Source organism: Aquimarina besae (genome assembly GCF_042434905.1).
Classification (GTDB): domain Bacteria; phylum Bacteroidota; class Bacteroidia; order Flavobacteriales; family Flavobacteriaceae; genus Aquimarina.
Map to the genome: position 1 here is coordinate 4,751,140 of NZ_CP170199.1, position 23,166 is coordinate 4,774,305.

General features: G+C 34.4%; 17 protein-coding genes. 8 read left to right on the plus strand and 9 right to left on the minus strand.

Annotation, left to right across the window (positions count from 1 at the left end; all coding sequences use genetic code 11):
- Positions 1-33: 33 nt before the first annotated feature.
- A complete protein-coding gene (locus ACE94K_RS21050; protein WP_378177193.1) occupies positions 34-2,085 on the minus strand; it encodes a dihydrofolate reductase in 2,052 nt (683 codons plus the stop codon).
- Between the two features lie 184 nt (positions 2,086-2,269).
- Here ACE94K_RS21050 and ACE94K_RS21055 point away from each other — a divergent pair, with 184 nt between their 5' ends.
- The 4 genes from ACE94K_RS21055 to ACE94K_RS21070 all read left to right on the plus strand — a co-directional run bounded on the left by ACE94K_RS21055 (position 2,270) and on the right by ACE94K_RS21070 (position 5,578).
- Complete coding sequence (locus ACE94K_RS21055) at positions 2,270-3,307, plus strand: GyrI-like domain-containing protein (RefSeq protein WP_378177197.1); 1,038 nt, start codon at positions 2,270-2,272, stop codon at positions 3,305-3,307.
- 82 nt (positions 3,308-3,389) lie between these two features.
- Positions 3,390-3,755, plus strand: coding sequence for a fluoride efflux transporter CrcB (gene crcB / locus ACE94K_RS21060; RefSeq protein ID WP_378177200.1), 366 nt, complete (start codon positions 3,390-3,392; stop codon positions 3,753-3,755).
- A gap of 66 nt (positions 3,756-3,821) precedes the next feature.
- A complete protein-coding gene (locus ACE94K_RS21065) occupies positions 3,822-4,160 on the plus strand; it encodes a P-II family nitrogen regulator (RefSeq protein ID WP_378177203.1) in 339 nt (112 codons plus the stop codon).
- 320 nt (positions 4,161-4,480) lie between these two features.
- Entirely contained in the window at positions 4,481-5,578 is a 1,098-nt protein-coding gene (locus ACE94K_RS21070) for a porin (RefSeq protein WP_378177206.1), read from the plus strand.
- A 67-nt stretch (positions 5,579-5,645) separates the two neighbouring features.
- Here the strand turns inward: ACE94K_RS21070 and ACE94K_RS21075 are convergent, their stop codons facing one another.
- Positions 5,646-6,260 (minus strand): DUF1684 domain-containing protein, encoded by a 615-nt coding sequence (locus tag ACE94K_RS21075; RefSeq protein WP_378177209.1) that lies wholly within the window; start codon positions 6,258-6,260, stop codon positions 5,646-5,648.
- Positions 6,261-6,387: 127 nt separating this feature from the next.
- Here ACE94K_RS21075 and ACE94K_RS21080 point away from each other — a divergent pair, with 127 nt between their 5' ends.
- Both ACE94K_RS21080 and ACE94K_RS21085 read left to right on the plus strand, forming a co-directional pair.
- Positions 6,388-7,617, plus strand: coding sequence for an MFS transporter (locus tag ACE94K_RS21080; RefSeq protein WP_378177212.1), 1,230 nt, complete (start codon positions 6,388-6,390; stop codon positions 7,615-7,617).
- Between the two features lie 8 nt (positions 7,618-7,625).
- Positions 7,626-8,390, plus strand: coding sequence for a DJ-1/PfpI family protein (locus ACE94K_RS21085; RefSeq protein ID WP_378177215.1), 765 nt, complete (start codon positions 7,626-7,628; stop codon positions 8,388-8,390).
- Positions 8,391-9,114: 724 nt separating this feature from the next.
- Here ACE94K_RS21085 and ACE94K_RS21090 read toward each other — a convergent pair.
- The 5 genes from ACE94K_RS21090 to ACE94K_RS21110 all read right to left on the minus strand — a co-directional run bounded on the left by ACE94K_RS21090 (position 9,115) and on the right by ACE94K_RS21110 (position 14,962).
- Complete coding sequence (locus tag ACE94K_RS21090) at positions 9,115-10,533, minus strand: hypothetical protein (protein WP_378177218.1); 1,419 nt, start codon at positions 10,531-10,533, stop codon at positions 9,115-9,117.
- A 78-nt stretch (positions 10,534-10,611) separates the two neighbouring features.
- A complete protein-coding gene (locus tag ACE94K_RS21095; RefSeq protein WP_378177221.1) occupies positions 10,612-11,430 on the minus strand; it encodes a mechanosensitive ion channel family protein in 819 nt (272 codons plus the stop codon).
- A 212-nt stretch (positions 11,431-11,642) separates the two neighbouring features.
- Positions 11,643-13,241, minus strand: coding sequence for an alanine/glycine:cation symporter family protein (locus ACE94K_RS21100; protein WP_378177224.1), 1,599 nt, complete (start codon positions 13,239-13,241; stop codon positions 11,643-11,645).
- A 103-nt stretch (positions 13,242-13,344) separates the two neighbouring features.
- On the minus strand, positions 13,345-14,490 hold the full coding sequence (locus ACE94K_RS21105) for a helix-turn-helix transcriptional regulator (RefSeq protein ID WP_378177226.1): 1,146 nt from the start codon (positions 14,488-14,490) through the stop codon (positions 13,345-13,347).
- Between the two features lie 31 nt (positions 14,491-14,521).
- On the minus strand, positions 14,522-14,962 hold the full coding sequence (locus tag ACE94K_RS21110) for an Lrp/AsnC family transcriptional regulator (protein ID WP_378177228.1): 441 nt from the start codon (positions 14,960-14,962) through the stop codon (positions 14,522-14,524).
- A 111-nt stretch (positions 14,963-15,073) separates the two neighbouring features.
- Here ACE94K_RS21110 and ACE94K_RS21115 point away from each other — a divergent pair, with 111 nt between their 5' ends.
- Complete coding sequence (locus ACE94K_RS21115) at positions 15,074-15,457, plus strand: hypothetical protein (protein ID WP_378177231.1); 384 nt, start codon at positions 15,074-15,076, stop codon at positions 15,455-15,457.
- A gap of 11 nt (positions 15,458-15,468) precedes the next feature.
- Here the strand turns inward: ACE94K_RS21115 and ACE94K_RS21120 are convergent, their stop codons facing one another.
- Positions 15,469-16,650 (minus strand): hypothetical protein, encoded by a 1,182-nt coding sequence (locus ACE94K_RS21120; RefSeq protein ID WP_378177234.1) that lies wholly within the window; start codon positions 16,648-16,650, stop codon positions 15,469-15,471.
- Between the two features lie 156 nt (positions 16,651-16,806).
- Positions 16,807-20,241, minus strand: a complete 3,435-nt coding sequence (locus ACE94K_RS21125) for a methylmalonyl-CoA mutase family protein (RefSeq protein WP_378177237.1) — start codon at positions 20,239-20,241, stop codon at positions 16,807-16,809.
- A 271-nt stretch (positions 20,242-20,512) separates the two neighbouring features.
- On the opposite strand from ACE94K_RS21125, the gene ACE94K_RS21130 reads away from it, so the two are divergent.
- The gene (locus ACE94K_RS21130; protein ID WP_378177240.1) at positions 20,513-23,125 is read left to right on the plus strand and encodes a zinc-dependent metalloprotease; all 2,613 of its coding nucleotides are present in this window, start codon (positions 20,513-20,515) and stop codon (positions 23,123-23,125) included.
- Positions 23,126-23,166: the final 41 nt, after the last annotated feature.

The following is a 23,166-nucleotide window of genomic DNA, read 5'->3' on the forward strand; positions in this document are numbered from 1 at the left end:
AAGGTGATTTATATTTTAAAGTATTTTTATTTATTAATTCACTTCAGGTAAGAATCCATAGGTCTTGCTATATTCTAGCATTTGAGAAACAAAATCCTTTGGTTGAGTTACATTAATCTTAATAATCTCTCCATTTTCATCCATTTCAGGAACTAGCACCGGGTTAACAAATCCGCTATACGGAGCCGCGGTAAACTTCTCGTTTCTTTTAAGTACTTCAGCGTGAATTGCCTGGTCAACTTTTACTCCATATCCTTCTACCAATGCTTCAGCCGCTTTATAATCTCCTTCAGATTTGATACGTTGGGTTTCACGCAATAAACGACCAAAGATCTCGCGTAGTTTTGCATAGTCATTAATATTATAATATGTTTTTCCGTCTCTGGTAACCTTTTCGATAACATTATCCTTGGCACCTTGCTCAAAAGCCCAGGCACTCACCCACTGGCGATTACGCATATGTGCTTCTTCTACATCATCTCCAAGATTTAAACGTATTAACTGAGTTAGCAATCCATTTCTTATATATCCATCATACGCAGCTTTACCTACTTTTTCCCAATCTACGACCAATCCTAACTCTTGTAATTTAGGATCCATCAAGTAGTATAACCCTACCAAATCAGCTCTCCCTTCTTCCAAAGTAGATGCATAATTTTTAAGCGTTTCTTTGGTTTCTCCAACTCCCGGATTCAATTGTCCTGATGCATGTCCCACCACTTCGTGTAATGCCGTGTGCAGCTTATCCGCTAATTTACCATATTTTTCTTCCAGCTCATATTCTTCTTCATCGTGAACAAATTCTTTCAATCTTCCTGATCCACCCGCATTGTTATATGCATCAATAATATTTCCAAGGGATACCGACTTAGATCCAACTGCGGCTCTAATCCAGTTGGCATTAGGTAAGTTTACTCCAATTGGTGTACTTGGCGAGGCATCTCCGGCTTCTCCGGCAACAGTCACCACTTTATAAGTAACTCCAACAACGCTATCTTTTTTATGCTCATCCATTAAGGGAGAATTATCTTCAAACCATTGTGCGTTGTCAGACAATACCGCCATTTTCTTAGACATGTCGAAATCTTTGATCTGAACGATTGTTTCATACGACCCTCTATATCCCAATGGATCATTATATACTTCGATAAAACTATTAATATAATCAATATTACCTTCTGTGGCCTTGGTCCAGGCAACATTATAATCATCCCAAGTTTTTAAATCTCCTGTTTTGTAATATTCGATTAACAATCCTATAGCATCTCCTTGTGCTTGATTCTCTGCAACCGATTGTGCTTTTTCTAACCATTTGATAATTTCATCTATAGCAGCACCGTATAATCCTCCTGATTTATAAACACGCTCTTTGAGCTCTCCGTTTTCTTTAATCAATTGAGAATTTAGGCCAAACGATAATGGCTTTTCTGGATTAGGAGACTTCATTTTACTGTAAAATGATTCTACATCCTTATTAGTCACACCGGGTCCATAGAAGTTAACAGCTGATAAGGCTACATTATCAATGCCTTTTCCTTGATTGACTTTTTTAGCATCTTCTTCGTTAAACACAACATCAATCGCAGCCTGAGGTAACTCTGTATTGGTTTCCTTTAACAGAGAAATCAGATATTCCTTATCAAAATCGGGTTTAAGTTTATCATTACTATAATGATGGTGGATTCCATTAGAAAACCATACTCGTTTAAGATATGTTTCAAATGCTTTCCAGTCATCTGTAGTTTTATCTCCAGTATAAGAAGTATATACCTTTTCTAATGCCTTACGGATAGAAAGGTTATGACGATAGTTTTGGTCCCACATAATGTCTCTTCCGCTAAGACCTGCCTGTACCAGATAGTATACAAGCTTCTGTTCTTTTAAAGAAAGATTTTCCCAGCCGGGAATTTGATACCTAAGCACTTTGATATCAGCAAATTGCTCGACCGTATAGTCAAATTTTTCTTCAACTTCTTGTTGAGCAGTTTCTTGTTGATTAATTTGATCCTGTATGCTTGGATCTTTTTTACAAGCTATAAGCATCATACTTATAGCTATAAAAAATAGTATACGATTAATTTTCATTTGTTTATGTTTATTGTTCTCAGCAAATGTAACGAAATAAAAAAAATCAAGATTTGAAAATTCATTTTGAGTTAAAACTAAAATACACAAAGATCGAAACAGCCAACTCCTTGAAAATCTTTGATCTAAAAAGCGTCTCAAAAATTGATTATATTAGCTACAGAAACAATCTAAACTAACTAACATGAAAATCATCAAATATTTATTCTTTCTATTATTACTTGTTGTGATCGGGGGTGGTGCTTATATAGCTATGACAGATGGCACTTTTCAGGTAGAAGAAAGCAGAGTGATCGATGCTCCGGATGAGCTACTCTTTAATACCATAAATGAGTACAAAACCTGGGAGAAATGGGGCCCCTGGATGGACGACTCTGATGATATGATTTTAGAATATGGTAACCAGACGAGCGGTAAAGGAGCATCTTATAGCTGGAAAAGTGAAACACAGGGAGATGGAAGTATGAAAACGGTGAAGTTAGCGCCATTTACCAGTATCGATCAAACGATTACTTTTATAACTCCAATGGGAGAGAGTAAAAGCGAAATTTATTGGGAATTTGAAAAGCTAGAGGATAAAAAAACTAAAGTGACTTGGGGTATGAAGGGAGAACAATCCTTTATGGAAAAAGCCTTCTGGATGACACAAGATAGCACACTATCTCAAAGTATCAGACCCATGTATGCAGAGGGATTAGAGAAACTAGATGCATTTGTAAACGAAAAAATGAAAGAATATTCGGTAAATGTCGATGGAGTCACAGAACACAGAGGCGGTTTCTATATGTATATGGCCACTGCATCTCCAATCTCAGAAATTTCTGAGAAAATGGGACAAATGCTACCAGCTGTAATGTCATATATAAGAAGAAATAATTTACCTCAAACAGGAATGCCTCTTACCATTTACAATGATTATAATGAAGAACAAGGAACTGCAATTTATTCTACAGGAATACCCGTTAGGAATGAAGTAGTAACCCCAGCCGATAGCAATATTCTATGCGGTTCTTTACCTCAACAAAAAGTGGTAAAAATTACTTTGAAGGGAGATTATGTAAACCTGAAAGAAGCCTGGGATAAAGGTTATAAATATATTAAAGATAACGGTATGGAGGCAAATCCAACATCCCCAGCATTCGAAGTATATAGAACCGATCCAAGCATACAACCAAATCCAGCAGAATGGATCACAGAAATATATATCCCAATAAAAGAATAGTATATTAATTTCAAAAGCTAAGATTAGACGAGAAAAGTTAGTCGAATTTTAGCTTTTGATCACTTACAAACTACCCTACAAAATGAAACAATTAATACTGGTTTTTATAGGAGGTGGTATAGGTAGTGTAGCCAGATTTTTGATCAGCAAATATATAAATAGTGATACCTCTGGAATTCCATATGGAACATTTACAGTCAATGTTCTAGGTAGCTTTCTCATTGGTATTATTCTCGGACTGTCACTAAAAAACAATTTCTTATCACAAAACTCGGTTTTATTACTTGCTACAGGATTTTGTGGCGGATTGACAACCTTTTCTACTTTTGCTTATGAGAACCATATCCTCATAAAATCGGGAGACTTTATAAGTTTCGGTATTTATACCATTGGTTCTTTTATCATAGGATTTCTTTTAGTATTTTTAGGTATGTGGATGGTAAAATAAAAATCATTGCCGAAAGCACCAATTAAGCCTTCCTAACATTTTTTAATCTAAAACAAATAACCCTATATGAAAAAAATTGAAGCCATCATACGCAAATCTCGATTTAAAGAAGTACGAGATGCATTGCACGAAATCGAAGTGAATTTTTTTACGTATTGGGATGTTACCGGTGTTGGAAACGAAAAAAAAGGTCACGTCTATAGAGGAATTACCTATAGTACATCAGATATACAACGAAGATATCTTTCTTTAGTTGTATCAGATGAATTTGAAGAAAAAACGGTACGAACAATTATTGATGCCGCTAAAACTGGTGAAATAGGTGACGGAAAGATATTTGTATCCGAAATACAAAATACATATAGAATACGAACCGAAGAACACGGTAATCAAGCTTTAAGCTAATAAAAAATTATTATTTAAGTTAGGCTTATCGATTTTGATAAGCCTTTTTTATTTCGTGCTATTCAGGTCTTCGTAATTTTCATTATCAAAATCTAACAATTATTACAGATTGTTATTGTATTTAACAATACGAATAAAAGATAGACTTTCAAATTCTTAAAAAACCTTTAAATAAACGTTAATGTCTAATTTTTTGGGGGTATAAAATTAAAAATACATAAAAATGCCAGTCATTGCCCCTTTTTTTATTGGGGTGAAATACTTTTGAACTAGTTTTACAACTCCAATTAAAAACAAATTAATACCAATTAATGTTTATTATGAAAACAAAAACCGTAACAAAACTTTTTAAAAAAGTATGTCTTTTTTCTTTAGCACTACTCAGCTTTACATCAATCGCACAAGAGGAAGAAGAAAAGAAATGGTTCGATAATTTTTCTGTTAATGGATCTGTAGATGGATATTTCAGATATAATTTTGGGGCACAAAATGATAATTCTACAGCACCTGCCACTTCTTTTGTTAATGAATCAGGATTTGCTCTGGGTATGGCCAATGTAATTCTTGGTTATGAAGGAGAAAAAGTAGGATTTGTAGCTGACCTTGTATATGGTCAAAGAGGTGAAGATGCTGTTTTTAACTCGACAGATTCTGCACAAATTATTAACCAGTTATATGTGTACTGGAATGTGACTGAAAAATTCAAACTTACCTTTGGTAATTTCAATACATATCTGGGATACGAAGTAATTTCTCCTACAGGAAACTTTAATTATTCTACTTCTTATATGTTCTCTTATGGTCCATTTTCACATACTGGACTAAAAGCGGACTTTGCACTTAGCGATAAATGGTCTGCAATGGTAGCCATTATGAACCCAACTGATTATACTGAAAACAATCCATTTGACACCTATATTTTTGGTGCTCAGGTAGGATATGCTGCTGATAATGGTAGCGCATACCTTAACTTTAGATATGGAAATGAAGGTGAGCCAGGATTAGTAGGGCCTACTTTTCAAGTTGATTTAACGACAGGATGGGATCTTTCAGAAAAGTTTTACTTAGGAGTTAATGCAACTTATCTAACTACAGAAGATCAAGGAGATGCTGATGCATCAGGGTTTTATGGGGTAGCGTTATATCCACAGTTTAAAGCGACAGAAAAATTTAGTATCGGACTTAGAGGAGAATATTTTGCTGAATTTGAAGGTGGTGCCGGAGCTCTGGTTACAGATACTGACGGAGACGGAAGTGTTGTTGCTGCTACACTTACAGGCAGTTATGACATTGGCAACCTTACACTTAAACCTGAATTAAGATTGGATGCTACTTCTGAGGATACTTTTCAGGATAATGATGGTGATTTTACAAAGAGTTTATCATCTTTTGTACTCGGTGCCATCTATAAGTTTTAATATATTATAGTTTAATATATTGTTTGTTTATGCTAAAAGCGCTCCAAGATTTCTAGGAGCGCTTTTTTTATCTGTTAGCTTCGTGTTTGTTATACTTTTTTACCCCTACAGGTATTTTTATTTCCAAATGATTTTCTTCTGGGGGTATTGGACAAGAATATCTTTCACTATAGGCACAATAAGGATTATACGCAGTATTGAAATCAATCAGAATTTCTTCACCTTCTGGTATTTTGAGATCCATAAATCTACCTCCTCCATAACTAGTTTCTCCATTAGTCAAATCGGTAAAAGGAAGAAATAAATAATCTTCATACTCAGCTTGTGTCTTTAATCCTTGATTTTGATATATATTTAAAATCCACTCTTTTTCCTGGAGTACAAAATGAGCCTCTCCATATTTAACATATACAGGCTCTCTATTTGTAGTAGTTTTCATAATAAAAGGAGTCTCATAAGGTGTTCGCACAAATTTTGCCAAAATACTATACGTAGTATCAATATCAAAAAAGTCTAATTCCTTAAAAGTCTTAAGATCTTTTGGAGTTAATGGTGATTTTTCTTCAGAGGCAAACTCTTTATTTAGCTCTTCCTGAAACAACAATATTTTTTTAATAGTTGTAGAATCTTGAGCCACAATATGACCAAAGAATAGTAATAATAAAAAAGATAATCTGTACACTGTCCCCTATTTTTTTGCAAAAGTACAAAGCATTCGCAATAAACCAGTTAATATTCTCTAAAATTGCATCTAGTTTTTAGGCAAAAAGCTAATTTTATCGTTTCTTAACTAACCTGCCATCAACAAATTGAAAAAACTGTTACTCACCTATTTTGATACTTTTTCTGGTTTATCCAAAGAAGTTTGGTGGTTAGCTCTTATTACACTAATAAACAGAATGGGAGCTATGGTCATCCCTTTTTTGTCTTTGTATTTATCAAATAATTTATGCTTTTCGTTAGGACAGATTGGTTGGGTAATGACCAGTTATGGATTGGGTTCTTTATTAGGAGCCTGGCTAGGAGGAAAACTTAGTGATCGCATCGGGTATTATAAAGTAATTTTAGGTTCACTATTGTTAACGGGCATCTCTTTTTTTATCGTTCAGTATTTTACTAGTTTCTGGAGTATTTGTATTAGTTTTTTTATTCTTATAGCCATTGCTGATGCTGCACGCCCGGCATTTTTTGTTGCGTTAAGTGCCTATAGTAAACCAGAAAATAAAACCAGATCCTTAACTTTTATAAGATTAGCTATAAATCTAGGGTTTTCAATGGGACCTGCTCTGGGAGGTTTGATCATTGGTGCGGTCGGGTATGCAGGCTTATTTTGGGTAGATGGGATTACCTGTATCATTGCAAGTTTCCTTATGATGAAAACCTTACATCCTAAAAAAGCCAGAGTAATTGACAAAGAAATTGTCGTAGATAATCCTACACCCGCATATATGGATAAAAACTATATACTTTTTCTAGTCACCTTAACGCTATTCGGATTTATTTTTGTTCAATATTTTTCTACGATTCCGCTATACTACGAAGAAGTTCACTTTTTATCCGAACAAAGTATCGGATTACTATTGGCATTAAATGGGGCACTCATTTTTATTTTTGAAATGCCTTTGATTGCATATTTAGAATCTACCTCATTTTCTAAAATTGGAAATGTGATTAATGGATTTATCTTGACGGGAATTAGTTTTGCTATACTTTTAATAACTCCTTGGGCGGGAATAGTCATTATTGGGATGATCATAGCAACAATTGGAGAAATGATTTCGTTTCCTTTTGGAAACGCCTTTGCATTAGATCGATCAAAAAAAGGAAGGCAAGGGGATTATATGGGATTATATAGCATGTCTTTTTCTATGGCCCATATCCTAGGACATAATTCGGGTATGCAATTTATTAATCAATACGGTTACGATAATGCTTGGTTATGTATGGCGGCAATTTCTGCAATTGGAATATTTTTGCTACTTATACTGAAACAGAAAGTTGATAAAGAAAATAGAATACAAATATTGAAATCTTTTTAACAAAAAATATGATAAAGTACTTATTATTTACATTGGTAGGCATTCTAATTATTGGTTGTACAGAAAAAGAGAAAGAGACATCAAAGGTGAACTCGAAACAGCCGATCCAAATAATTGAAAAAGAAAAAACATTTCCTACACTGGAACCCAACCGATATAATGTAGCTTTCTTAATTATGGATGGTACCTACAATACAGAATTTACTGCTCCTTTTGATATTTTTCAACATACACAGTACCGTAAAAACATTAAACAAATGAATGTTTTTACTGTTGCTAGCACTGATGACCCCATCACTACTTTTGAAGGTATAAAAATTATACCAGATTTCAATTACCTCAAGGATTCACTACCAAAAATCGATATTCTGGTAGTACCAAGTGCAGAACATCATCTAGACACCGACCTGGAAGACACGGCTATGATTGATTTTGTTAAAAAAGTAGATCAGACAGCTACTTACATAACCTCGCATTGTGATGGTGCCTTTGTGCTAGCTAAAGCAGGTTTGCTAAATGACGTAGTATCTACTACTTTTCCGAGTGACATCCATAAAATGCGCAATATGTTTCCTGATCTGGACATAAGGGAAAAAGTTTTGTTCGTTCACGATGGAAAATACATTACCTCTGCAGGAGGAGCCAAAAGTTTTGAAGCTGCTTTATATTTATGTGAATATTTATACGGAGTAGAAATTGCACAATCACTGGCAAAAGGACTTGTAATAGACTGGAAATTAGAAGACGTTCCGCATTTAATAATTTCCAAATAAGAACAAACTACCAAAAAATTAAAAAAGCGCTCTTTTACAGAACGCTTTCATCAATTTTAGGGCAAATTACGTACTCTCTTTAGCTTCCGGATTTGGGGTCTTTCAGACTAATGTCCTCACACTTAATGCGCCCTGACGTATTCCAAACTAAAATTTTAAATCCATATCGTCATACAGTTTAAAATGTTAATTCTGGTCATACACCAGTATTTTTATGTTATCGTAAATATATTGTAAAAAAATCGTTAACACAAAAATTTAACCGATAAAAAACTTAAAAAATCGATGAAATACACAAATTTAATGATTCTGGATAGTTATTAGTATCGCCCAGACAAAAACTTCTCCACATTTTTACTGATGAATTTACTGACTTAATTGAAAAGCAAACTTAGGAAGTAGTATAAAAAGAAAAGCAATCTAGGGAAAGATTGCTTTTTCTTATGGGGTAAATTATGTACTCTCTTTAGTTATTAGATTTGGGGTCTTTAGACTAATGTCCTCACACTTAATTTATCCCAATGCGTATTCCAAATTAAAATTTCAAATCCATATCGTCATATTTCTTGATACGTTAATCTGTATAACACACATGTTATATTTTACGTTTTATAAAGATATATTAAATTTTAAGTCAAAACGGTATGCTTTTAAAAAGTTATTAACAAAATATCGATTAAATGCGTATTTAACAGGATGAAATACCTTTTTAAGCAATATACAATCAGTCTAAAGAAAAATATTTCGACCTCCCTAAGTGTTTTTTAATGATTTCATTATACTCTTTTGATATTCTTAAAGGAAGAGTTCCTTCTATAGTGTAGAGCGCTTCTAGATCTTTAAACCCATTTTGCAACATTTTTTCTAAATAGAAAAGAGCGGTTCCATTATCTCCATCTAATACACTTAGAGAAATAATTTTTCGATAGGCGTCAAAGTCATGTTTATCCACTATTGTACTTAGAATATTTAATAAAATCATCTTATCTATTAACTTGGGGTCTCTCGACAACTCCTTTTTATACTCAGAAAGAATATACTTAAGAAATCCTCTTATTCTAACCACCAGATCGCCGGCATATTTATTATTCTCTTTCTTTAATTTGTCTAGTTCCTGTATCCTATACTGCCACCATCCTAAATTATCATAAGCACTAAGTACTATATCCTCGTCTAGTGCCAAAACATAAAACTGTCTTAAATATATTTCTTGATTTTTGTACTTAGTTCTAAGCCTTTTTTGTTTTTTAAAGGATTTAATTTTTCTTATTCCCTTTTGTGCATTTTTAAGCTCTTCATCTCCTAAAAATCGATCATATTTATCCCTCATTTTTTCTAATTGATCATATGCCAAAAGATATTTACCATCTTTTTTTAATAGTTCAACTTCTTTAAGTTCTTTTTGATATTCGTTTTCAATCCAAACAGAGTCTTTAGGGATATTTCCTTTTATCATAGCATCCAAGGTAAAGTATGGCAAAGCCTTGGCAATTATTTTTTCTGATGGTAATCCTTCGTTTCCTTGGTACACATAAACTTCAGAAGCGATACCTTTCTTCTTGAAATATTTGTGCGTATTTACGAAATTTTGATATTTGAAATTTTGGTCACCTACCATTCCGATATATGAGAAATTTCTATTCCTATTCAATTTTAGCTTATAATCATAACCATCACCAATTGCCAAAACCCCATAAAACTGTTTATATAGCAGTGGTAAAGAAGTATTGAGAGGAGCATCTTTACCTACACCAAAAACATACATTCTTTTATTTTGAACAGGAAAAAGAGAGACTATATGTTTTATAAAAAGTTCTACATAAGTTGATTTATCATCTACGCTTAATTTTTCACCATAATTAGAAACGACTACGATATATCCAAACTCCTCCGCCGATTTACTAAAAAGTTGGGTCAATGAGCTCATCGATCCGGTACTATCGAAACCAAAAAGAATTGGCCAACCTTTATTTAGGTCAAAAGATTTAGGTAGATATATACTATACACGCCTTCGCTAGAAGGTACTGCAAGAGAATCTATTACCACTCCTTTTTTCAGGGTTAAAGTACTTTGGCTATAACTGACTTTTACGGGAGACAGAAGTACAAAAAATAATATAGTTCTTACAATAATTGATTTCATGAAGAGATTGGTTTTAAAAACATAAAGCCACAAAAAAAATGCCATTCGATTTCTTTAAAGCACAATAAATTGCTAAATCTAACCTCCAATCGTTCCCAGCTCAACACCTTCAGAATATGCAACTTTGATATTATGCTCACTAAATGCTCTTTTAATTTCTTGATGTGCAATAAATGTTACCTCCCAAAAATCATCTGGTTTCACATACGGTCTCACTGCGATCAAAACACTATGCGAATCGAAATTTTCAATTCCTATTTCGGGAACCGGTTTATCTAATATTTTATCTATAGCCTTTAACGTGTCTTCGATAATCTGTTTTATTTTAGGAAAATCTTCGCTATACGGCATAGTTACCGTTATTTCTAATCTGATCACTCCTTCTCTTGAATAATTTGTAACAACATCATCAGTAATTTTAGAATTAGGAATAATTAGGATTTTATTACCTGGGGTTTTTACTGTTGTACTAAAAATTCCTATTTCTTGAACTTTTCCAAACTTATCATCAACTTCTATCCAATCCTCTACCTGATATGGTTTAAGAAACATTATTAATATTCCGGATGCAAAATTACCCAAACTACCTTGAAGCGAAAGTCCAATTGCAAAGCTAATCGCCGCGAGAATTGCTACAAAACCAGATAGATCTGCTCCCAAAATAGAAATCACTATGAATAAGATAGCAATTTTCAATAATACTGAAATTATTGAAATTAAAAATGGGCGCATGGTATCTGAAATATTCATACGCTTTAAAGCAGCTTCTATCAGCTTTACTATTCTTTTGATAATTTTGAAACCTATCCAAAATACTAGTGCGGCCCCTATAATTCTTGGAGCAAAAAAGACAATTTTATCGATAGCGATCTCCAGATACTCTTGTAATCTATCCATAGTTGACGTTTAATACTCCTAAAAATAGGAAAAGAAATACACTCTAAACTGTTATTCATAAAAAAACGCTCAGCGTTTTCCTTGAGCGTTTTTTTTATCTTCTCCTGTACTATCTTTAGTCCTTTGAACCAATGTCCTCACACAAGATTTTGATACATTCTATCTATCAAAATATCATCAAATCTTGTGCCAGAATACAATAAACAAACATTTTAAATCAAATCATCATTAGAAATAGCTTGTTTATATTTTTGAAGTTCTTTTACCACTCTGGGCGCTAATAGAAATAGCCCGATCATATTAGGAACCAGCATAGAAAAAATCATGGCATCCGAAAAATCCGTTACTGCCGTAAGACTGGCTGCCGATCCAATAATGACACAGATACAAAATATCGTTTTGTAGATATACTCCACATATTTTTTTCTTCCAAACAAATATGACCAAGCCTGATATCCATAGTAAGACCAAGAAATCATGGATGAAAAAGCGAAAAGAACAACTGCTAAACTTAAAATATAGGGAAACCACGAAATACCACTTTCTAATGCGCTTGCTGTGAGCAATACGCCTTGCTCATCAGAAATTGCGGCTCCTACCTGAATTTGCCCTGTTATGATCAAAACCAAGGCTGTCATCGTACAAATCACTACAGTATCAATAAAGGGTTCTAACAGCGCTACTAATCCCTCGCTGGCAGCATATTTGGTTTTAACAGCAGAATGAGCAATGGAAGCTGATCCGATACCGGCTTCGTTAGAAAAAGCCGCTCTTCTGAATCCCTGAATCATAACACCTACTACCCCGCCCGTGATTCCTTTTGCACTAAATGCGCCATCAATAATAGCATATATCGCATCAGGTATTACTTTATAATTAATGGATATTACGATAATTACTGCCAACACGTAGACAACCACCATAGAAGGTACTATCTTATCAGTGACCTTAGCTATTTTTTTAATTCCTCCGATAATTACAATTGCCACAAAAATCGCCATTACCAAACCAAATAGCCATCCTTTACCATAAATAAAACTATTCTCGGCGCCAGTTACGTGTTCAAAGAGTTTAAATGCTTGATTGGCCTGAAACATATTACCGCCTCCAAAAGACCCACCTACACACATGATAGCAAAAATCACAGCCAACACTTTTCCAAGTGTAGTAAATCCTCTCTCTTTTAAACCCTTGCTTAAGTAATACATTGGGCCACCATACACGGTACCGTTCTCGTCAATTTCTCTATACGCAACTCCTAATGTACACTCGACAAACTTAGACGCCATTCCTAAAAAACCAACCAAGATCATCCAAAAGGTCGCTCCAGCACCTCCAATAGATAAAGCAATGGCCACACCTGCCACATTACCTAATCCTACGGTTGCAGATAAAGCGGCAGTTAATGCCTGAAAATGACTTACTTCTCCGTCTTTGCCCTCTACTCTTAGCGTATCGGGCTGATCCCCTTCTATCGTATGAACTGATGCCGAAACTTTTAAGTCTCCTGAAGCTTCTAAATCATCATATTTCCCTCTAACGATGTTTATAGAAGTCCAGAAGCTTCTAAAGTTAATCCCTTTAAAATAAATTGTAAAGTAGGAAGCTCCTACTAATAAAACAACCAAAACCCAAGGTATCCCAACTTGCGAAGTTATGGGTATTTCAGCAAAAATTGCATGTACAAACCAATCTGTAGCGTTCTTGAATCCATCATTAATCTGTTGATCAATAGATACAGAATTTAGGTCTTGTGCTCCTGCGTAGATATAAGTAAAAAAAGAAAAGCATATAGTGATTAATTTCTTCATCTGATTTAAATATTATGATTTCAGACGAAGATTGGGTAAAAGACCTAATCATAAAAGACTACGTAGTGATGAAATTAAAAATTGAGAATGGTTAAGCATATGCTTAATCAGCATCTTTATTTATAATGCTGGCATATTTTAGAAGTTGGTTAGCTTTAGCAAATTCGATTAATTGTTCTTTTCCGCCGGCTCCGCTAATCTTAAGCACCTTTTTAATCTGATAGATGTGAGTTTGAAAACCGTCTAAGCTGATATTCATCTCTTCTGCAATTTCGGTATAGGACTTATGGGCTCCACAAACGCCTAAGTTGCCCAGAACTTCTTTTTGGCGATCCGATAACTCTATTTTTGTCGACTCCATAAGTGATCTAATTTTTAAATCACTTTCCTTCAGTCGTTTTTGTAGAGAGGAAATAGTATCTAAATGACTTTCATTTGCCAATAAGAGCTTTTCTTGCTTATTTAACAGCTCTTCTTTTTCTTTAGCAAGCATCTCTAATTCTGTTTGTTTAAGTTCTTTTTCTGAAAGAAATTTCCAACTATACAACAAAATAGAGAATAATAGAATAAATAAAAACTTAAATGATAAGCCTGTGATCACACCAAATAAACTCCAAAAATTTTGATCTATATACTCTAAAGCTTTATCCTGAGGGATCATCCTATGCGTTACTGCAATCACAATTAATACAAATAACATGAAACAAGGGAATACCATAAATTTCATATTTCTATTAGCGAACGCCTTGTTAAGTTCGTTTAATAATGCAAATGCTACTATTAACGAAATCGGAATATCGATAAGCCAAATAAAATTATTGCTTATTTCTGTATTACTATACGAAGAAACCACAAAAACAAACGAGATCATCAATAGTACTCCACTAAAAAGAATTACAAATTCTTTCTCAGAGAAACGCTGTACCAGTCTAACAACTATATTGCGTTCCTTCTGATGCTCTATAGAGGGAAGCGAAAGTAGAATACTTAGCGAATTAGCTAAAGATATAAAAACCCCTAAATAAATAACTACCTTATGAGTTGATTTAATTTCTACTAATTCTACGAGTACGAGATGTATTAAAGCTCCGAAACCCCATAAAAAAATGGCTAAACCAAACCATTTTATTCCTTGGATGGAGATAGAAGGTTGATTTTTAATCTTTTCTTTATGATAAATCCTTTGAATTACAAATGCAGTAATCAAACATACTATCGCGGTGACATAAAGCTCTAAAGTAACATACATAACAATCTAAAGATAGCACATATTGGATTAATCATTCTTTTCTATTAAGAATAGGGTTGTTTTCTACTACGTGAGATAAAATAATATGTGTTTTTGCTTCGCCATAGGTGATCAATCTATCGATAAAACTCTGAAGATGTGCTTGATCTTCTAGAACTACTTCCATGATAATATTTTCATTACCCGTAATTCTGTAACAATTAAGCACTTCACTAAACTCCGGTATTTTTGACAAAAAAGGCTTTAAACGCCCCATAAAAGCTCTTAAAGTAATAATTGCCTTTAATTGATATCCTGTTTTAGCATAGGAAACTTTTGTAGTATATCCCTCTATGATACCATAATCCTCCATCTTTTTAATTCTTTCTGCCACCGCCGGAGAACTTAATCCTACTTTCCTACCAATTTCTGCATTAGGTAATCTTGCATTTTCTTGCAGTAATTGAAGAATTTTCCAATTTATTGAATCCATTATTATTTTAAGTAAACTATGTCTTATACCTTATTTTCTAAGGCAAAATACTCTTTTTACTTTAGAGTTGAAAGCCATTTCGTTTTAAATACTCTTAAATTTGGCTTAGCTATGGAATCAAGCCCAAAAAATATAAGACTTTACAAAAAGGCCTTGGAAATACTAATATTATCCAAAAGTGTTTCTAAGTATCTAGTTCATGATTTAGCTCCATTAGAAAAAAATGGAAGCGAAAATCCTTATATTTATTTTACCGGTGATATTATTAAAGATTCTGATTCTTTGGTTCCGGAAATTATCAAAGCAGAAAATCAACCTTTCCAGAATGATCGTCTAAAACACGCGATTTCGTTAGAATATCTTACAAACAAACTTTATAAAAATTGTCAACGTTTAGAGTATTCAGAAAGTAACGGTAGGGATTTTGTTAAATTGCTTCGCAAAGAAATCAAGAAGTTCAAGCGATTACAACGTAATTGGATTATGACCCTATAATTTAATATTGCTTATTTTTTCCTAAACGCCAGTTTTCTAATCATTCCAGTGAGTTCTTCTTGCTTTTCATTAGACTTAGTATTACTAATCTGATTAACAGCATAAGAAGTAGCAAAAAGCTGGTATTTCAGTCTTTCCAGCATTTTTTCTGTTTCAGGATCGTCGTTTTTATTTATCTTCTCTAGTTTATTCAGCTCTTTTTCCCACCAGGCAATATCAATTTGATCAGGACTTTTATAATCCTCAAAAATTCGGGATGTCAACTTTCTAGTTAACTGTTTTTCTTTATCAAAAATTTTAGACACTGACTTCAACAAGCTTTTGTAAGATTTGCTATGATGAATCTTCTTTAATCTATCTGATACACTGTCTAGCTTATAAAAAGAATTATAAGTATTTATTGCACGTTCATAATTTTCGACCGCAATTAGCAGATCATTGTTTTCTTCTGCCTTTAAGGCCGTACGGCATACTTTTTCATAACTTTTATAAAGTTCGTCAGCTTCTATATCCTTAATACCTTTTAGGTGTGCCTGCGTTTCGAGCCAATCAAACGCCGCTAAAATTTGGTCATCGGGTGGCCAGGTATGATTTCCATCATAGGTAATCAGAGTATTCGTGAAATTTAATTTTTGAAGATATCCTTTTGCGTGTATCATTTCCTGATAATTCATGTCTCGATTACCACATACACCAACATAAGAAAATTGCTGAAAAGTTGGAATATGAGCCTGTTCCTGCGAAAATCCAGCACCACAGCCAACCACTCCTGCAATTTGATTTGTTAATACTGCGATGGCAGCAGCTAATCTGGAACCTCCGGAAAAGCCTGATACATACATTTCATTTTGTTTTATCTTGAAATTGGCAAAGATAAATTCAAACAAACGATTGGTGATCTCAAAATTACGATCATAAGGACCATTTTTTGTGTGATTAGAGCATATTAGTATGTATCCATACTTCTCAGAGGCTTTGATAAACGGACGGATACCTCTTTTTCCCTGAGCGCCCGGATCAAAAATAAAAACCACAGGAGATTCTGAACCAGGGTCAAATGAATCGGGTAGATACATTGTAAATGTTTCCTTTGTATTATTGGAAACCGATATCGAATCAATAACTTTTCCTGTTTGATAATTTTGAGCAAAAGTTGCCGTACAAATAAGAAATATAAAAACCACTCTCTGCATACATCCTTACTATTTCTCTAAAGATAGAAAAACTAAAGTAAAAGAAAAATCCCGTCTGTCGACAGGATTTTCTCTTTCCTATTTGATGAAAGACCGCAAAACAAGTTTGAGGTAAGTGATCTCTAAGTTTTTGCATAAGCATAAGCAAGAGTCTGCTTACATATTTCGTCTATATTGCCCACCAACTTCAAATAATGAAGAAGTGATTTGTCCAAGCGAACACTTTTTACAAACTTCCATTAATGCTTCAAAAATGTTTTGATTATTAATTGCTTTATGTTGTAGGTCTTTGAGTAGTTCTGATGTTTCGTTGGCATTTCCTTTATGCAATTCGTTTAGCATTGTAATCTGATATTGCTTTTCTTCTTCAGTGGCGCGGATTACCTCTCCCGGAGTTACCGTTGGTGATCCTTTAGAGCTTAAGAATGTATTTACACCTATAATTGGGAACTCTCCGTTATGTTTTAGGGTTTCATAATACAAACTTTCTTCTTGTATTTTACTGCGCTGGTACATAGTTTCCATAGCTCCTAATACTCCTCCTCGTTCTGTAATTCTATCAAACTCAGTTAACACGGCTTCTTCAACCAAATCCGTTAATTCTTCAATAATAAAAGATCCCTGAATTGGGTTTTCGTTTTTAGCTAATCCTAATTCTTTATTGATAATCAACTGAATCGCCATGGCTCTACGAACAGACTCTTCTGTTGGTGTAGTAATCGCCTCATCGTAGGCATTGGTATGTAATGAATTACAGTTATCATAGATGGCATATAATGCTTGCAAGGTGGTACGGATGTCGTTAAAATCAATTTCCTGAGCGTGTAAAGAACGACCAGACGTTTGGATATGATATTTAAGCATCTGTGCTCTTGTATTGGCACCATATTTATGTTTTAAAGCCTTTGCCCAAACCTTTCGAGCAACCCTACCAATTACAGCGTACTCAGGATCAATACCATTGGAAAAGAAAAATGATAAGTTAGGACCAAACTTATTAATATCCATTCCTCTACTCAGATAATATTCTACATAGGTAAATCCGTTAGCTAAAGTGAGCGCTAACTGAGTAATTGGATTCGCTCCAGCTTCAGCAATATGATATCCAGAAATAGAAACAGAATAAAAGTTGCGTACCTGCTTTTCGATAAAATATTCTTGTACGTCTCCCATTAATCGCAATGCAAACTCTGTAGAGAATATACAGGTATTTTGCGCTTGATCTTCTTTTAAAATATCTGCTTGTACAGTTCCACGAACAGTATTCAAGGTCATTGCCTTAATCTCAGCGTACACATCGGCTGGTAACACTTGATCACCGGTTACACCCAACAACATTAACCCTAATCCGTCATTACCTTCTGGAAGTTCACCTTGATACGCTGGTCTAGCTACTCCCTTATCTTTATATATCTTCTTGATTTTGGCTTCTACTTCGGCTTCAAGGTTATTTTGTTTGATGTACTTTTCACAATTTTGATCAATGGCGGCATTCATAAAGAACCCCAATAGCATCGGAGCTGGGCCATTGATGGTCATACTCACCGAGGTCATCGCGTGCGTAAGATCAAAACCAGAGTATAATTTTTTAGCATCATCCAAACAACAGATAGAAACTCCGGCGTTTCCTATTTTACCATAAATATCTGGTCTGTGATCAGGATCATTTCCATAAAGAGTAACCGAGTCAAAAGCTGTTGACAAACGTTTTGCCGGCATTCCTAAACTTACATAATGAAAACGTCTATTGGTTCTTTCGGGACCGCCCTCGCCTGCAAACATACGCGTTGGATCTTCTCCAGTACGTTTAAAAGGGTATAAACCGGATGCAAAAGGAAACTCCCCGGGAACATTCTCTTGGAGACACCATTTTAGAATATCACCCCAAGCTTTGTACTTTGGTAACGCTACTTTTGGAATTTGACTATGGGATAACGACTCTGTATGTGTTTCAATTTTAATTTCCTTATCTCTAACTTTGAAAGAATATATCGGATCTTTGTACTTCTGAACCTTTGCCGCCCAACCTGTTATTGTTTCCCAATTATGGGGGTCCAGGTTTAGTTTTACCCGATCAAATTCAGCTAATAATAATTTCAAAAAAACTTCATTATCATTATTCTTTGCTTTTCTGAGATTTTCTTCATCAATACCATTTTTAGATAAATCAATAAAATCCAGATTAGCAACACTACAGAGAGTTTTGTAAATTCCGTATAACTTTTGCGCAACTTCTACTTGTGTATTTGCAGTTTTATCGTACGCTCTGTTATTCTCTGAAATCTCGGATAAATATCGTGTTCTACTTGGTGGAATTACGAATATTTTTTCAGACATTTCTTTAGAGATATGGAAATCAGATTTTAGATCTGCTCCGGTTTTCTCTACCACCTTATCCATAATGGCTTTGTAAAGCGTATTCATTCCGGGATCGTTGAACTGCGAAGCAATAGTTCCATACACCGGTAAATCATCTTGTGGAATATCCCATAGCTGATGATTACGCATATATTGCTTTTTCACATCTCTTAACGCATCCAGAGATCCTCTCTTATCGAATTTGTTGATCGCTACTAAATCGGCAAAATCGAGCATATCAATTTTCTCTAACTGGGTGGCTGCACCAAACTCTGGAGTCATTACATATAAAGAAGTATCACTATGTTCCAGAATCTCTGTATCTGATTGCCCTATACCTGAAGTTTCGAGGATTATTAGATCAAATTCTGCTGCTTTTAAAACCTCGATTGCCTCTGCTACATATTTAGACAAGGCCAAATTAGATTGTCTGGTAGCTAGCGAACGCATATATACTCTGGGAGAATTTATTGCATTCATACGAATACGATCTCCTAACAAAGCACCGCCTGTTTTACGTTTAGACGGATCGACAGAAATCAACCCTATTGTTTTTTCAGGAAAATCAATTAAAAATCGACGCACCAGTTCATCTACCAAAGAAGATTTTCCTGCTCCCCCGGTACCGGTAATCCCTAGAACCGGAGTTTTTGAGGTTTTGTTTTTTTCGTGTATTTGATCAAGAGTTTCTTTTGCTATCTCCGGAAAATTCTCTGCAGCAGAAATCACACGGGCAATGGATCCAATTTCTTTATCGGCTAGATGATCAGCTTCTCCGTTTAGATTATCACCAATCGGAAAATCAGCTTGCTTTACCAGGTCATTGATCATTCCTTGCAGTCCTAATTCACGTCCATCATCAGGAGAATAGATGCGGGTGATTCCATAATCCATGAGCTCTTTAATTTCTTCTGGCAGGATTACACCTCCTCCCCCTCCAAAGATTTTAATATGGGATGCACCTTTTTCTTTAAGCAAATCATACATATATTTAAAATACTCATTATGACCTCCTTGATATGAAGTCATAGCGATAGCATTTGCATCTTCTTGTATGGCGCAATTCACCACTTCTTCAACACTTCTGTCGTGTCCTAAGTGTATGACTTCTACTCCTGTAGATTGAATAATACGACGCATAATATTTATCGCTGCATCGTGTCCATCAAATAATGACGCTGCAGTAACGATCCTAACTTTATTCTTTGGTTTGTAAGGTGCAATTTGTTCCATTGACAATAAAAGGTGTTTTTAGAGCTGCTAATTTACGAAATACGCACCAAAAAGGATTATTTTTTTAGAATTATATAATTTATTTAACCCTATGGCTTATTTCATTATTTATAGTTCAAATTTAATACTTATTCTTTCCAAATCTTGTAACAAAACTCAATTACACCCAACAAATAACTATTAATAATATGTTAACACAATTGTTAAACGCTTTTAACTAAGTGTGGAAAGTAATATATTCCGCAATTATTGAAATCAAATACATTTTAAAATGAAAATTACATCATCAAAAAACAAGTTATTTTTCTTATCTCTTGCTTTTGTTTTCGGGTTAGGGATCCAAGACCTGGAAGCACAACGTAAGAAAAAGAAAAAATCAAAAAAAGGGGAAACGGAGCAAGTAGACGCAGCTAAAAAAGACTCTAAAGAAAAATCCATTGAAGATCTTACTAAAAAAAGTGAAAAAATTGAAGGTTTATTCACTATGTACAGAGATACCATCGATGGTACAACTAAAATGCTCATTAAAAAGGATCAGATCGGGAAAGAATTTATCTACTTCAGTCAAATTTCTGATGGAGTTTTAGAAGCCGGTGCTTTTAGAGGGGCATATGGAAGCGATAAAGTCTTTAAAATCGAAAAACATTTTAACAAGATTGAATTTATTACACAGAATGCTTCTTTCTATTTCGATAAAAACAATGCTTTATCTAAAGCATCTAATGCTAATATAAGTGAAGGTATTATGGCAAGTTTGAAAATTGAAGCACAGGATGAAGACAAAGGATTATATCTGATAGAGTCGGACGATCTTTTTCTCAAAGAGACTTTTGAACAAATCAAAATGCCAAATTTTCCGGGGCAATCACCATTTGCTTTTAAAGTTGGTTCTTTAAGCAAAGAAAAAACAAAGATTAAGACTATCAAAAATTATCCAGAAAACCTGAATGTAAATACTCACTATGTATACTCAAATTCTAATATACTTAATGGAGGTTCTGAAGCAGTAACTGATGGCAGGAATGTTACCATCAAAGTAGAACATAGCTTGATTGCAATGCCGGACAATGACTACCAACCAAGATTTGATGATCCAAGAATTGGTTACTTTTTTACGCAAGTTACCGATATGACTTCTACGAGTCCAACACCCTACAGAGACTTAATCCATCGCTGGAATCTGATAAAAAAGGATCCAAACCTGGCACTTTCTGAGCCTGTACAACCCATTGTTTGGTGGATCGAAAACACCACGCCTGTAGAGTTTCGAGAAACTATCAAAGAAGCTGTTTTAGAATGGAACAACGCTTTTGAAAAAGCAGGTTTCAAAAACGCAATGGTGGTAAAAGTTCAACCAGACGACGCTGATTGGGATGCAGGAGACATTCGTTACAATGTACTACGATGGACATCTTCTCCAAGACCTCCGTTTGGTGGATATGGCCCTAGTTTTGTCAATCCAAGAACAGGTGAAATATTAGGAGCAGATATTATGTTAGAGTACGTATATCATAGAGGAACTGTGATATATGACAGATTATTTAATCTTACGGTTGGTGATCAAACAGAAGAAAATGCTTATCCAATGATAACGAAAGATAAACATCAATACTGTTCTTATGGCCATTTGATGCAAGAAAACTCTTTGTTTGGACAAGCAGCGCTAACTGCATATGGTGCAAATGATAATGAGATGAAAGGTATGAAAATGGAATCCATGAAGGAGCTTATTATGCACGAGGTTGGTCATACCTTAGGATTAAACCACAATATGAAAGCGAGTCAATTATTCTCGCCAGAAGAGTTAAACAATCCAGAGTTCATTAAAGGAAAATGTCTTACCGGATCCGTAATGGATTATACCGCTATTAATGTAACAAATGATAAGTCTAAACAAGGACAGTATTATTCTACAACTGTAGGTCCTTATGACAAGTGGGCTATACAATACGGATACACTCCTGTAGACTCTGAAAATGAATTAGAAAAAATAGCTAGTCAATCCAATAAACCTGAATTTATTTTTGGTAACGATGCGGATGATATGCGTGCTCCAGGAAAAGCTATTGATCCAAGGGTTATGATTGGGGATATGTCTAATGATCAAATTACCTATTCTATTAACAGAATGGAATTAGTAAATGATATGATGAATAAGATTAAATTGAAGTTCAGCAAAAAAGGAGAATCCTATCAAGAACTAAGACAAGCATTTTATATATTAAGAAGTCAATATGGAAGAGCTGGGGATGTAATTTCTAGATTTATTGGAGGTGTTTATGTAGATAGAAGTATGGTAGGACAAGATGCTAATGCCAAGCCCTACATACCTGTTGGTTACGAAGATCAAAAAAGAGCTATGGTTGCTTTACAAAAATATGTATTTGCTCCTGACGCTTACAAAGCTCCAAATGATCTTTATAATTATATCGCGATGCAGCGAAGAGGTTATAATTTCTTTGGTGGTCCAGAAGATCCAAAGATCCATGATCTTGTACTAGGATATCAAAAAAGAGTATTGGATCATATTCTACATCCTAATACCTTGCAACGTATCACCGATTCTGAATTATATGGAAATAAGTATACATTATCAGAATTTATGACTGACCTAAATAATGCTATTTTTCAAGCAGATGCTGCCGGATCAGTAAATACGTTCAGACAAAATCTTCAATTAGAATATACCAGAAGATTAATTAATATTATTAGCAAGCCCGAGGCAAAAGGTCCAAACTATACCTATGCTTCTAAATCTATGGCTCTATATAATTTAAAAAGAATCAGATCTATGGTTTCTAACGGAAGTGGAGATAAAATGTCCAAGGCACATAAAGATCATGTAAAAACATTAATAAATAATGTAATCGAAGATATCAAGTAAATCTAATATCATTACAGATGAAAAGAAGGCTGATTTTTGCT

Excerpts from the sequence above, each read along its gene's own strand:
- ACE94K_RS21120 (WP_378177234.1), bottom strand. The coding sequence starts at position 16,650 with ATGCAGAGAGTGGTTTTTATATTTCTTATTTGTACGGCAACTTTTGCT.
- ACE94K_RS21050 (WP_378177193.1), bottom strand. The coding sequence starts at position 2,085 with ATGAAAATTAATCGTATACTATTTTTTATAGCTATAAGTATGATGCTT.
- ACE94K_RS21055 (WP_378177197.1), top strand. The coding sequence starts at position 2,270 with ATGAAAATCATCAAATATTTATTCTTTCTATTATTACTTGTTGTGATC.
- ACE94K_RS21090 (WP_378177218.1), bottom strand. The coding sequence starts at position 10,533 with ATGAAATCAATTATTGTAAGAACTATATTATTTTTTGTACTTCTGTCT.
- ACE94K_RS21130 (WP_378177240.1), top strand. The coding sequence starts at position 20,513 with ATGAAAATTACATCATCAAAAAACAAGTTATTTTTCTTATCTCTTGCT.
- ACE94K_RS21065 (WP_378177203.1), top strand. The coding sequence starts at position 3,822 with ATGAAAAAAATTGAAGCCATCATACGCAAATCTCGATTTAAAGAAGTA.
- ACE94K_RS21125 (WP_378177237.1), bottom strand. The coding sequence starts at position 20,241 with ATGGAACAAATTGCACCTTACAAACCAAAGAATAAAGTTAGGATCGTT.
- ACE94K_RS21105 (WP_378177226.1), bottom strand. The coding sequence starts at position 14,490 with ATGTATGTTACTTTAGAGCTTTATGTCACCGCGATAGTATGTTTGATT.
- ACE94K_RS21110 (WP_378177228.1), bottom strand. The coding sequence starts at position 14,962 with ATGGATTCAATAAATTGGAAAATTCTTCAATTACTGCAAGAAAATGCA.
- ACE94K_RS21115 (WP_378177231.1), top strand. The coding sequence starts at position 15,074 with ATGGAATCAAGCCCAAAAAATATAAGACTTTACAAAAAGGCCTTGGAA.
- ACE94K_RS21070 (WP_378177206.1), top strand. The coding sequence starts at position 4,481 with ATGAAAACAAAAACCGTAACAAAACTTTTTAAAAAAGTATGTCTTTTT.
- ACE94K_RS21095 (WP_378177221.1), bottom strand. The coding sequence starts at position 11,430 with ATGGATAGATTACAAGAGTATCTGGAGATCGCTATCGATAAAATTGTC.
- ACE94K_RS21100 (WP_378177224.1), bottom strand. The coding sequence starts at position 13,241 with ATGAAGAAATTAATCACTATATGCTTTTCTTTTTTTACTTATATCTAC.
- crcB (WP_378177200.1), top strand. The coding sequence starts at position 3,390 with ATGAAACAATTAATACTGGTTTTTATAGGAGGTGGTATAGGTAGTGTA.
- ACE94K_RS21085 (WP_378177215.1), top strand. The coding sequence starts at position 7,626 with ATGATAAAGTACTTATTATTTACATTGGTAGGCATTCTAATTATTGGT.